The following is a 12,769-nucleotide window of genomic DNA, read 5'->3' as shown; positions in this document are numbered from 1 at the left end:
GTAATAACAAAAGGGGGAACAATCATGATTCAAACTAAGGATATTATCGAACTTACAGACACATACGGAGCAAATAACTATCACCCACTTCCAATCGTTATTTCTAAAGCAGAAGGTGTTTGGGTAGAAGATCCTGAAGGAAACCGCTATATGGACTTATTAAGTGCATATTCTGCAGTAAACCAAGGTCATCGTCACCCGAAAATTATTAACGCTTTAATTGACCAAGCTAATCGTGTTACGTTAACTTCTCGTGCTTTCCATAGCGATCAATTAGGTCCTTGGTACGAAAAAGTTGCGAAACTAACTAATAAAGAAATGGTACTTCCAATGAATACAGGTGCTGAAGCTGTTGAAACTGCAATTAAAACAGTTCGTCGCTGGGCTTATGATGTGAAGAAAGTAGAAGCAAACCGTGCTGAAATCATCGTTTGTGAAGATAACTTCCACGGACGTACAATGGGTTCTGTTTCTATGTCTTCAAATGAAGAATACAAGCGTGGATTCGGTCCAATGCTTCCTGGCATCGTTGTAATTCCTTACGGTGATTTAGAAGCGTTAAAAGCTGCAATTACACCAAACACAGCAGCATTCATTTTAGAGCCAATTCAAGGTGAAGCAGGAATTAACATCCCACCAGCTGGTTACTTAAAAGAAGCTTTTGAAGTATGTAAAAAAGAAAACGTTTTATTCGTAGCAGATGAAATCCAAACTGGCTTAGGCCGTACTGGTAAAGTATTCGCTTGTGACTGGGACGATGTAACTCCTGACATGTACATACTTGGTAAAGCGCTTGGCGGCGGCGTGTTCCCGATCTCTTGCGTTGCAGCAAACCGTGACATTTTAGGTGTATTTGAGCCAGGTTCTCACGGTTCTACATTCGGTGGTAATCCACTTGCATGTGCTGTGTCTATCGCAGCTCTTGAAGTGTTAGAAGAAGAAAAATTAACAGAGCGTTCTCTTCAATTAGGAGAAAAATTAGTTGGGCAATTAAAAGAAATTGATAACCCAATGATCACTGAAGTTCGCGGTAAAGGTTTATTCATCGGTATCGAATTAAACGAACCAGCTCGTCCTTACTGTGAACAACTAAAAGCAGCTGGTCTACTATGTAAAGAAACACATGAAAACGTAATTCGTATCGCACCACCTCTAGTAATCTCTGAAGAAGATTTAGAGTGGGCATTCCAAAAAATTAAAGCTGTATTATCGTAATGATAGAGAGGTTGTCCGACATATTGGGACAACCTCTTTCTTTTTATATTCATTTATATTAAGATAAAATTTTAATTTTCTGTATTTTAAAATCGTAAAGGAGGTGCGATATGCTATTAAGATATGGTAAACATATTAACTATTTAGCTACATCTTTTATTTTAGTTACATTCTTTAGCTTCCTACTTTCCACAACATGGCTTACTCACTACTCAACTTCTACTACATTCACACTACTGAAAGCATCATTTTGGACTGCTGTTATTCTTACTATCATTGGTTTTGGACGAGAAAAAAGCGCACTTACGGTTATACTATTTGGCATTTGTACACTTGCATTCATTGGTCTTTACACTTTTTCCGTTATCGATTACCTCTATAACCCAAGGCCATAAAAAAGAGCTATCTTTTAACAAGATAGCTCTTTTCTTCACTTCACTACATTTCGCAAAGTACCAATTCCTTCTACTGTAATAACCACTTCATCACCAGCATGTAAAAACTTTGGTGGCGTGAAACCTTTTCCGACACCAGCCGGGGTTCCTGTTGCGATAATATCGCCTGGTTCTAAAGTCATTCCTTTACTTATCGTTGAAATAATTTCTTCTATTGGAAAAATCATTTTATTTGTGTTGGAAGTTTGCCTTACTTCTCCATTTACTACCGTTTCAATGTGTAATGAATTCGGCGCATTAACCACCGATTTATGAATTAAATACGGTCCCATCGGACAAAATGTATCGAAGCTTTTCCCAAGGAAAAACTGTTTATGTTTTCTTTGAATGTCTCGAGCTGTTACATCATTGATAATCGTATAACCAAAAACATGCTCAAGCGCTTTTTCTTTTTTAATTTGTTTCCCTCGCTTACCAATAATGATAGCTAATTCTCCTTCGTAATCTAGTTCGTCCGTTGCATGAGGGTGACCATTAATTTGCTCATTTATGCCAATAACTGTTGTTGGTGCTTTCGTAAAGATCATTATATTTTCTGGAATAGACTCTACTCCGCCCATTTCTACCGCATGCTCACGATAGTTTTTTCCAACGCACAAAATATTCTTTCTTGGCCTTGGAATCGGTGCTAATATTTTCACCTCTGTTAACGGATAATACGCCGCTTCCCCGTTCTCTTTTGCCCAATTTACAATTTCACATACTTTCTCAAAGCATTCAGTCCCTCTTTCAATACACTCTAGCATTGTAATAGGGATTGTAACCTTTTCCCCTTTTTGTCTTTGCGCTTCTCTTAAGTGTAATACCTTTTCTTCTTCTTCATCCACAATACCTACAAATACCTTTTCTTCTTTTTTCGCCGTTACAAAACGCAATATTTCCACTCTCCATCCTACAACTCATACACTTTAATTGTATTCGCATCCGCAAGAAAAAAACCTTCTCATGCACGCTAATTTTTACAATATTCTTCTCATATCCGATTCGTTACTCCTTTATCATTTGGCATAAAATGTAGAAATTTTACTTTTTTTAGCGAATGCATTTCTTTTTTATGAAGTTTTTGTATAATATGTACTACATATATACTAAAAATTTCATTTAGAGATGGAGCCGATTTCAATGTTTGAGCAAGCGATTGAAAAAAAACGTGAAAAAATGATTTATTTTGCTGAACGCTATGGAATGACTTCTCAAAAAACAGTGGATTGTAGCCAAGAACTGGACAGGCTCTTAAATGTAATTTGTCATGTACATACGGATTTACACCCTAATCAAACGTTCAAAACACACACGCAATAATGCGTGTGTTTCTTTTATTTCAAAAAAATACACATTTTATTGGAAACGCCCATACAATAGTAGAAAAGAAAATTTTAAAAACGAAGGGTGTTTTGTATGCCAGCTATGGTCGGACATATTCGTATCGTCAATATTGGATCAAGTGGTATTTTTCATATTGGAGATGTATTTGCGATTAGGCCTATTAGTTACTCACGTGCTTTCGCCGGGGCCGGCTCTTTTAACGTTGGAGATAACGTTTCTGTCTACAATTATCAAAGTGCAACGACTGTCAACGATTCAGATGTCGTCGATCAAGCGATAATTGGTTCAACTTAAAGGGGGCGATTATATTGAACTTTTATGTAAACCAAAGTATCGTCATCAACAGTATTAAAATTGATAGCATTACAACCTCTTCTGTGTTCCAAATTGGTACTGCCGGAAGTATTAAAGCCCTATCTAAATTTTCAAATACGGGCGGATTTACGGAGCCGCTTCGCCCATTACAGGCGAAAGGACAAATTATTTCTATCAAACCATCAACTAGTTCTTCTTAAGACATCCTTGTCATAAATATATAGTAGGAATATTTTTACCCTCCCTATTGAAAAGGAGGTTTCACAAATGAATCAAGATATATATACTTACTTACACCAACTTCAACAAGCTCTTCAAACACAACAAGCAGCCATCTTGAATTTAGAAGATCAAGTGCGCCAACTCCAAGAAGAGCTTAACGAATTAAAAAATCGCCCCTCCTCTTCTGTAGGAAAAGTGGAATACAAATTCGATCAATTAAAAGTCGAAAATTTAAATGGTACTTTAAATATTGGTTTAAACCCATTTTCAGCAAAAGGACAACAAATTGAAGATTTTCAAGTGGATACAGAAACATTAAAGGTAAACCCTGAAACCGAAACAAACCCAGACTTTTATCAAGGTATCCTCCAAGAAATGCATCGATACTTAGATGAAGAAGCATATAATCGTATTCTCCATTTTGAACAAGAAGAGAGAACACCGCTTGATGAAATGTATCGACAAATGATGGTGGATGACATAAAAAAACAGATGGAGCATCGACTCCCTTATTATTTATCACAAGCGCAATCATATGAAGGTATTTCAACAGATCCAGATTATTTACGAGATATCATTATTCAGGCAATGAAACAAGATATTGACAAAGCCTTTCTCTCCTTTATTCAGCACATACCAGGAAATTTCCGAAAGGAGTAATTATGTATGAACCTTAACGTTGTAAACCGTGAGTTAAAAGTCGGACAGATTAAAATGAACGGTGTATCGTCGTCCGCACTCTTTTTAATTGGAGATGCAAATCTCCTCATTCTATCTTCTATTCTCGATACACCATTTGAAACAGTTACAGAGGGTCCATTTGTACCATTAGTAACAGATGTCGCTCCTACTCCAGGTTAAGGAGACTGAGAAATTATGTTGCATCATGTGTCCATTGTCCAAAATGTTTCTATTATTTCTTTAGGTATTACTGCCGTATTTCAAGTTGGAGATGCAAACCAAATGGAATTAAAAAGTAGAGCTATTGCCGTCCACCGTGAAATTCCTTGTTATATACGGGGAGAAGGTCGCTTTGATGCTTTTGAAATCTTTACAGATGAACACATTACAATTCCAAAACGAACGACAGATGTAAAATTAAATATTGTAAATGAATGTCCTTTTATTGAAGTGAATAACGTTGAATTGCGGACACTTTTAAATTCTGGTTGCTTTCAAATTGGGAATGTTGATTATGCTTTTAATAACTCTCGTATTATGCAAATCCGCCAATATATTACGGATGAACCTTCCGCACAATAATTCATATAGTAATTAAAAAGCTTAGTAAAGTAGGTGGATGGTATGCCTTCGGTTGTAGGAAATCTCGTCGTGCAAAACAGTAACGGCTCTTTCAACTTAGGAGATTTTTATAACGTATCTCCGAAAGAAAACACGAAAGCCTATAACGGATCTGGAGCTTCTAATGTTGGGTTTGTCGTGAATACGTTTAACGGTGTTAGTGCAACAAATACGTTTGATTCTGATGTGGCAGATCAAGATCAGATTGGAACAGCGTAAAAAAAGTAGGAGATATTCTCCTACTTTTTTCTTTTATCTAATTCAAAATTATTAAAATGAAATTTTAATAAGCAAGAGCTTTACTGTCCACAAATAGTGGTATAAACAAGTAAGTAGTGAAGAAGCACTATTTCATTTTATTTAAATGATAACCCACTCTCCTCCAAAGCCCTCCTAAGCTTCGGCAAAGACGCTGGTCCCATACCATGCATTTTTAAAATTTCTTTTTCACTATATTTTGAGAGTTCTTCTATCGTTTGAATTCCGTGATGTTGCAGCGCATTTCGTGCTGGTGATGAAAGAAGTGAAAGAAATCCTGTTTTCGGCTTCTTTTCTTTCTCGCAAGTTGGGCAAGTTGGACAGTCGCTACTTTTGTAGTATTCATGTCCTTTTTCACACGTTCTTAACGTTTTTTCCGTTGCCATTTTCAAGTCCCTCTATTCTTCAATTTTTACAATATGATTGCCATCAAAGAAGTATAAGCATTTCTCTTTCACAGGATGTTGTAAGCTTTTCTCCAGTGCTTTTGCATATAACGAAAGCTGTACTTTATATCGATCTTCTAAAATTGGTTTTGCTTGTTCAAATCCGCCTGGGAATTTTCCTTCAATCGTATCTGTTTTGAAGTCGATTAACGTAATGCCGTCTTCCTCTTCAATCATGCAGTCGATAACCCCTTGGACAAGAATCGTTTCTTCACTCTTCCCTTGCCAATCTTGATATGCTTCTTCTGCTGCAAGCATCATCGTAAATGGTACTTCACGCTCAACACTTTTCGCCGCTAATACCCTTTTACCTAAGTCACTGTCGAAGAATGAAATTACTTTTTCAATGGCTATTTCTTCCGCCTGCTCGAATGTTAATAATTCCTTATTTACCATTCCAGCAATTTGTTCTTGAAGAACTTCAACCGTAATCGGCTTCTTCAAATCAACATGCTGCATAACGGCATGGACTGCTGTTCCGCGCTCTGCGTACGTTAACCCTTTTTTCTCCATAAAGCGCGGGCGTGTTTTAATTGGTGCACGTAGTTTTTTAATAAAGGCGTTATCGCTACCTTCTTCAGATTGATAATTTCTCTTTATTTCTGTAACAGATTGCTTCGCGCGATGAGATGTCGCATCCTCATATCCGTACTTCCACATTAATCTGTCGTACACTTCTTCTTTCCGCTCACTTTGCAGGGGAACAGCCTTTTTCTCACGAAGCGCTTCTAACAATTCTTGTTTCTCTTCTTGAACTGGCTCTGGTGCAAGTAGCGTATTACCGTCCACAACTTCTACTTTCCAGCTAGTGTCATACCCGTAAATTTCATCTGGAATACTTCCTTGTCCTAATTCAAGAAGCATTTCACTATCACGGTGTCTATATAATGAAGGTGCAATCCAGTCTAAATAACAAGACGCTCCGGCACGTATATGATCTGGTAATAACCATTCACTATGCTCCCTCGCATCAAGCCATTTTTCCATTTCCTTATTTGCATCCTTAACTGTTCCAATTAAAATTAACTTCTCTTTCGCACGCGTCAATGCTACGTATAGTACGCGCATTTCTTCCGCAATTAATTCCATTTTCATTTTACGCTTAATCGCAAGCTGTGATAATGTTGTATATTTAATTCGTTTGCGCGGATCGATAAATTGCGAACCGAAACCGAAATCTTTATGCAATAAGAAACGTTTCATTAAGTCTTGTGTATTAAAACGACGACCGAGTCCAGCTACAAATACAACTGGGAACTCTAGCCCTTTACTTTTATGAATCGTCATAATGCGAACAACGTCTTCTTGTTCACCGAGGGCCCTCGCCGTCCCCATATCATCACCGCGTTCTAAAATACGTTCAATAAAACGTAAGAAGCGGAATAATCCTCTAAATGATGTTGCTTCATATTGTCTTGCGCGGTCATATAGTACGCGTAAGTTTGCCTGCCTTTGCTTTCCAGCTGGTAAACCGCCAACGAAGTCGTAATAACCTGTCTCACCGTACACTTTCCAAATTAAATCAGAAAGTGATTGTTGACGTGCAAATTCACGCCATCCTTGTAGTAAGTTATAAAACCACTCTAATTTATCATGAAGTTCTTGCTCCTCTTCAAGCGGTGCCCCTTTTAAGAATGAGCTCATTACTTCATAAAACGAGCCTTTCTTTCCATGAGCACGAAGCGTTGCAAGTTCTTCATCGTTTAATCCAACGATCGGAGAACGAAGTACAGCTGCAAGCGGGATATCTTGCATCGGATTATCAATAACGCGGAATACGTTCATCATAATATTTACTTCCGTCGCTTCAAAGTAACCAGTCGCGAGGTCAGCATATACTGGAATTCCTTGTAATTTTAACTCTTCCATAATTTGCGGGGCCCACGGCATGGAGCGAAGTAAAATAACGAAGTCGCGGTATTGTACCGGACGCATACTATCCGTTTTACGATCATATACTTCATAACCTGAATCGACCATCGCTTTAATGCGCTGCGCCATAAGGCGAGCTTCAAGCTGTGCCTTTTCTACTTCCGCACCTTCTTCACCGTCTATTACTTCTTCTTCTGTTTGCTGAATGCATAGTAGTTCAGCCGCTACATCTTCACCTTCTGGATAGGTAGCACCTAGCTTTAGTTCAGCGTCAACATCGTAGTCAATTTCCCCAACTTCTTCGCCCATAATTTGTTTGAAAATAAAATTCGTACCTGCTAGTACTTCATGACGACTACGGAAGTTTTTCGCTAAGTCAATCTTCATTCCGCCACCCAATCCTTCTTGTGTGAAGCGTTTATATTTTCCTAGGAATAGTCCTGGTTCGGCTAGTCGGAAACGATAAATCGACTGCTTTACGTCACCAACCATGAACAAGTTCCCTGCACTCTCAGAATCTTTCGTTACGAATTTAATAATGGATTCCTGTACAAAATTCGTATCTTGATATTCATCGACTAATACTTCAGCAAATTTATTACGATATTGGAGCGCCACTGCTGACGGATTCATTTCACCATTTTCACTTGGTTCACTTAAAATTTGTAAACAGAAATGCTCTAAATCTGTGAAATCGACCATTCCTTTATCTCGCTTCATCGCTTGGAAACGCTCTGTAAATACTTTTACAAGTTGAACGAGCTTTTCTAATACTGGGTGCATATCTTGAAAATCTCGTAAGAAACTTTCAGGTTTGCGGCTAAATAGCTCTTCTTGTAATTTCTTCACTTCATCTTTCGCTTTATTACGAAGAGAGTCTACTTGTTTTACAATATCCTCGTTATAATCACTTTTCTTAATGCGCTTTAACGTTTGCCACGATACGTTTTGCATCGCTTCATACAAACTTGTCCACGATTCACGAGCAGCTGATGATAACGTTCCAAGTAAAGCTGCATCTGCTTGCAACGTTTCAACGCGAGGCGCTGGACCGTCAGGAAGCATTGCGAGCTCCGTCGCTTTACGAATATGCTGTTCCGCTGTTTCAAGCTGGAATTTCACATCTTCTAATAAGTAAGAAGCGTACACTAAATCTTCAATTGTCTTTCCTTCTACGTCATATGCTTCTACTAATTTATCGAGCCATTTTTCCGGATTTGGATGCGCTCTTGACTCTGTATGAAGCGCTAAAATCATACGTTGTAAGTCATCATCACTACGGTCACTCGTATAACGATCAACAAGTTCAAAGAAGATTGTATTATCTTCGATTCCGTACTCTTCTTCTAATATGTCATCTAGCACTTCTTCTTTTAACAATTCATTTTCTGTTTGATTCGCAATACGGAAACGAGGATCCACATCAAGCATGTAATAGTATCCTCTAATTACTTGTAAACAAAAGGAATGAATCGTCGAAATAGAAGCTTTATTTAATAAGCTCAGCTGCTTTCTAATGTGCTGAGAGCCTGGCTCATCAATTAATACTTTTTCTAACGCTTCCCCAATTCTGTTTTTCATCTCTTGCGCCGCTGCATTCGTAAATGTTACAACGAGCAGGCGGTCGACATCGACTGGATTCTCTTCATTAATAATCTTTTTAATAATACGTTCAACTAATACTGCTGTTTTACCTGATCCAGCTGCAGCCGCAACTAAAATATCACGTCCGTTCGCTACAACAGCTTTCCACTGGTCATCTGTCCATTGACTACCTTCTGGTTTTTTAGGCCAATTTTCTATCATTCTCCGCCAACCTCCTCTCTTATTTTCTCCATCGCTTCGCTATCTTTCATATCTTTTAACGATCGGAACTGATTATCTTCAAGTGACTCATCAAATTGACAAACAGATTTGAAGTTACAGAACGTACATGCTGCTTTATTTCCCATTTTATAAGGAGCAATATCGATAACACCTTCTGTAATATCTTTTCCGATATTTTCAAACGTATGGTGTACATATTTTTGCAGTACGTTAAACTCTTGCTCACTTGCAATACTTGAACGCGCACTAAAGCTACCGTCTTTTTTCAGGCCAGCAGAAATAATATCTGAACTTCCTGTTGAAAGTTTGTTATCCATTAAACGAACAACGTCAGCATCTCCTAATACGAGTCCTTTCATTTTAAATTTCTTTAAAATTTCTTTTTCAATTTCAGCTTCAGATGCGTCACCTTTCATCTCAACGATTGGGTTATGAATATGAAAATACAATACACCAGCTGGTGATGCTGTGTGACCTTTTTTCATCCAGGTCTGTGCATTCGAAGTAACAACATCTAAATACGTTAACATTTGAAGCGCTAATCCGTAATACACTTCCGTTAAATCTAACGCTTTTGAACTTGATTTATAATCAATAATACGTAAGAACGTCCCGTTTTCATCTTCTGCCTTATCAACACGGTCAATACGGCCGACTACTTCCATCTTCACACCATTTGGTAGTGAGAATTCCATCGGCGGAAGTGATCCTGTACCGCCCATACCGAACGGCACTTCTAAATCAACTGGTACGAATCCGCTCGACTTCGCATGTTCACGAAGAATGATTGACGTACGGAAAATGATTTGTTGTAGTTTTTGTTTTAAATAGAAATGACGGTTTGAACTTAATAAAATTTGTCGTTGTAATAACGGTGCGATTTCTTCTATTACTAAAACAGAAAGATGCTCACACTCTTTTATGGATAAATCCGCCCAAGTACGGTTTTCACGCAATAACTTGTCCGCAATTTTCTTTAATGCCGCATGGAATAATTCGCCGATATCTGGCGCATCAAGCTTGAAAATATCACGCTCTCTAAGCGATAAACCGTGCTGCGCAAAATGAGCGTATGCACAACGGTTAAATAGTTCCATACGAGAGACGCTTCCTTTAATTATATCTCCATATAAATCTCTACTTACTGCTGTACTTAGTTTCTTCGCACGATTTCGATAGAATAAACTTGATAAGACGCGGCTACTTTTTTGTTTCCATTCATCTGAAGTTACGTAGAAGTTGTATACGTCCCACCAAAAGTCTAAATTCCCTTCAAATCCGTATCGCTTCCACGTTTGTAGTTGCTGCATAACGTAAGATAACGTTACTTCTGGCGTTGCTACGTATGAAATTTGTTCTGAACGTGATAAATCATTTACGTCATTCGTAATAAATGAATCTTTCACATTAGGGAACATTCTTTTTATTTTCTTAATAAAGCTAGACGCAAGTAACGTCTTTCCTTCTTCATCTGCAAGCGGGCATGAAATGTATAACTTCTCAGATGCTCTCGTTACCATTTGATACATAACGAACTGTTCTTCTAACAAAGTTTGTCTCGTCGTTGGCGCTAATTCAATTCCTGCCGCACCAAGAACTTCTCTTTCCTCATCAGAAAGCATACCTTCATCCATAGGTGCTGCTGGAATAACCCCCTCATTTACACCTATAATAAACGTTGCTTTCACGTCAGATAACCTGGAGTGATCAATATTAGCAATTAATACTTGGTCTAATGAAGGCGGAATATTAGCAAATTGAAGTGCCTCAAGACCTGTCGACATAACGTCCGTAAACATAGAAAGAGACATTTTCTCATCACCAAGCATCTCTACAAACGTATCAAGAAGGCTCATTACCTCTTCCCATACTTGTTCATGATCTGTCGCAAATAAGAAATCTCCACTTTCTTCTGCACGTATACGTAATTCTTCTAGTTTCTTTGGAACATCCAGCTCTTCTAAAAATAAGTAAACTGCTTCACACATTTGCATAACTGTTCCTGCACGCTTTAACCTTTTTTGCATGCGAATAACAGGTGTTCTTACAACGTCACGTAGCCTATTTATTTTCTCTTCCATTTCACGTTCACTGTCTGTGATCATCCCGTTCGTATCATCAAGAGAACGATAACGGCGATACATCCATGGATCCTCTGAAGTCCATCTCTTTCCTTGTACACCGTACGCTAAACAGTAATTTTCAAATTCATCCATTTCTTCACGCATCGTTTCTTTTCTTACGTCTAATGGATATAAAAGCTCTGTTTTCACGCAGCGGAACACCGCATCATAACGCCAATTCCCACTAATAATCTCGAGTGCAGAACGAATACATTCTACTAATGGATGGTGTGACATCGGGCGCTTTTCATCGATGAAGTGCGGGATATTGTAATCTGTAAATAACGTTCGCATCACATCGTAATAACTTTCCCCATTACGAAGAAGTACTGCAATATCTCGGTAACGATATTTTTCATCCGCAACAAGTTTACGAATTTCACGAGCAACACCTTCTACCTCCGCTCGTAAATTCGCAGCTGTACTAATCGTTACACTCGCTTCATCGTTAAATTTTTCATTCGGACGCGCTTCATAATGAGCTTCTAAATGCGCTAATGCTGGAGAATGAAAACGCGGCTGTTCCATAAGTGGAATTGTTTTTTCAATTTCTATTTTTTCTTCACGCGCTACTTGTTTTATTTTTTCATACGTTACCGTCGTTTCATAAAATAAATCGAGTTCATTTACTGGCTGCGCTAACGTTTTTTCATCTATCGTTAACGTGATCGTAACTCTCGCTCCGCAAATCATAAGCTGTCTTACAATCTCTAACTCTTGCGGGGAGAATGAATGAAATCCATCTATATAAATTTCCGCACCATTTACATATTCAGACTGCGGAAGCTTTTCCACTAGCAATTGCAAGTAGTCTTCTGAATCTAAATATTTTCCGATTAAAGCACGTTCAAAATCATCATATAGTAGTTGTAAATCATACACTTTATTCGCTAATAGCTTTTGCTCGGCACTGCTACTATGCGCATCTAATTGTTGCCACATTTCATATACGTTAGATGGCGTTACATTGTAACGTTTAAACTCTGCAATCATACTGCCCAGATGTTCAAAGAAACCGTTTTGCTCCGCTGCTTTTTGGAACACCGATAACCCATCTTTACGAGACTCTACAATTTTACGAAGTAACATATGTACACCCGCTTCATCAATATGAAGACGACTCGCTCCGCCAACTTCTTGTAGTACCTTCCACGCTAATCGTGAAAAACTAAAAACTTGTGCCCGAATAGAACCTCTTACATCCTCACTTCCAATTAACGCCTGCTGCGTCTGGAATGTCATCTGTTCTGGCACAAGATATAATATTGTTTCCCCTCTCGGGCGCTGTTTTAACTCTTCTTGCACTTCGTGTAAACAAAGTGTACTTTTTCCACTTCCCGCTCTACCAATCACAAATCGAAGTGACATGTAACCCCACCTTTCACTTACATAACGAACGTTAGTTTGC

13 protein-coding genes are annotated in these 12,769 nt (G+C 38.3%); 9 read left to right on the top strand and 4 right to left on the bottom strand.

Annotation, left to right across the window (positions count from 1 at the left end; all coding sequences use genetic code 11):
• The first annotated feature begins 24 nt into the window (after window positions 1-24).
• A complete protein-coding gene (gene rocD, locus ACTFRH_RS02280; protein ID WP_000616657.1) occupies window positions 25-1,215 on the top strand; it encodes an ornithine aminotransferase in 1,191 nt (396 codons plus the stop codon).
• Between the two features lie 110 nt (window positions 1,216-1,325).
• Entirely contained in the window at window positions 1,326-1,610 is a 285-nt protein-coding gene (locus ACTFRH_RS02275) for a hypothetical protein (protein ID WP_000926866.1), read from the top strand.
• Between the two features lie 35 nt (window positions 1,611-1,645).
• On the opposite strand, the gene ACTFRH_RS02270 is transcribed toward ACTFRH_RS02275, so the two are convergent.
• Complete coding sequence (locus ACTFRH_RS02270) at window positions 1,646-2,545, bottom strand: fumarylacetoacetate hydrolase family protein (protein WP_001213073.1); 900 nt, start codon at window positions 2,543-2,545, stop codon at window positions 1,646-1,648.
• A gap of 247 nt (window positions 2,546-2,792) precedes the next feature.
• On the opposite strand from ACTFRH_RS02270, the gene ACTFRH_RS02265 reads away from it, so the two are divergent.
• The 7 genes from ACTFRH_RS02265 to gerPF all read left to right on the top strand — a co-directional run bounded on the left by ACTFRH_RS02265 (window position 2,793) and on the right by gerPF (window position 5,054).
• Window positions 2,793-2,972, top strand: coding sequence for an aspartyl-phosphate phosphatase Spo0E family protein (locus ACTFRH_RS02265; RefSeq protein WP_000462841.1), 180 nt, complete (start codon window positions 2,793-2,795; stop codon window positions 2,970-2,972).
• A gap of 96 nt (window positions 2,973-3,068) precedes the next feature.
• Window positions 3,069-3,290 (top strand): spore germination protein GerPA, encoded by a 222-nt coding sequence (gene gerPA / locus ACTFRH_RS02260; RefSeq protein WP_001111188.1) that lies wholly within the window; start codon window positions 3,069-3,071, stop codon window positions 3,288-3,290.
• A 14-nt stretch (window positions 3,291-3,304) separates the two neighbouring features.
• Entirely contained in the window at window positions 3,305-3,511 is a 207-nt protein-coding gene (gerPB, locus tag ACTFRH_RS02255; RefSeq protein WP_001012516.1) for a spore germination protein GerPB, read from the top strand.
• A 67-nt stretch (window positions 3,512-3,578) separates the two neighbouring features.
• Window positions 3,579-4,193, top strand: a complete 615-nt coding sequence (gene gerPC, locus ACTFRH_RS02250) for a spore germination protein GerPC (protein WP_001070760.1) — start codon at window positions 3,579-3,581, stop codon at window positions 4,191-4,193.
• A gap of 6 nt (window positions 4,194-4,199) precedes the next feature.
• Window positions 4,200-4,394: a spore germination protein GerPD gene (gene gerPD / locus ACTFRH_RS02245; RefSeq protein WP_001052806.1), complete on the top strand. Its 195-nt coding sequence runs from the start codon at window positions 4,200-4,202 to the stop codon at window positions 4,392-4,394.
• Window positions 4,395-4,409: 15 nt separating this feature from the next.
• On the top strand, window positions 4,410-4,796 hold the full coding sequence (locus ACTFRH_RS02240) for a spore germination protein GerPE (protein WP_000902323.1): 387 nt from the start codon (window positions 4,410-4,412) through the stop codon (window positions 4,794-4,796).
• 42 nt (window positions 4,797-4,838) lie between these two features.
• Window positions 4,839-5,054 (top strand): spore germination protein GerPF, encoded by a 216-nt coding sequence (gene gerPF, locus ACTFRH_RS02235; protein ID WP_001141566.1) that lies wholly within the window; start codon window positions 4,839-4,841, stop codon window positions 5,052-5,054.
• Between the two features lie 137 nt (window positions 5,055-5,191).
• On the opposite strand, the gene ACTFRH_RS02230 is transcribed toward gerPF, so the two are convergent.
• The 3 genes from ACTFRH_RS02230 to addB are packed head-to-tail and all read right to left on the bottom strand — an operon-like array spanning window position 5,192 to window position 12,729.
• Window positions 5,192-5,479, bottom strand: a complete 288-nt coding sequence (locus ACTFRH_RS02230; RefSeq protein ID WP_000179952.1) for an RNA polymerase alpha subunit C-terminal domain-containing protein — start codon at window positions 5,477-5,479, stop codon at window positions 5,192-5,194.
• A 12-nt stretch (window positions 5,480-5,491) separates the two neighbouring features.
• Window positions 5,492-9,217: a helicase-exonuclease AddAB subunit AddA gene (addA, locus tag ACTFRH_RS02225; protein ID WP_000572270.1), complete on the bottom strand. Its 3,726-nt coding sequence runs from the start codon at window positions 9,215-9,217 to the stop codon at window positions 5,492-5,494.
• The gene (addB, locus tag ACTFRH_RS02220) at window positions 9,214-12,729 is read right to left on the bottom strand and encodes a helicase-exonuclease AddAB subunit AddB (protein WP_000058568.1); all 3,516 of its coding nucleotides are present in this window, start codon (window positions 12,727-12,729) and stop codon (window positions 9,214-9,216) included. Before addB ends, addA begins: the two co-directional genes overlap by 4 nt.
• Between the last annotated feature and the right edge of the window lie 40 nt (window positions 12,730-12,769).

It is taken from the genome of Bacillus cereus group sp. MYBK216-1 (assembly GCF_051916495.1).
GTDB classification, from domain to species: domain Bacteria; phylum Bacillota; class Bacilli; order Bacillales; family Bacillaceae_G; genus Bacillus_A; species Bacillus_A thuringiensis_K.
Note: the sequence above shows the minus strand (reverse complement) of the source record. Positions and strands in the feature narration are given on the sequence as shown.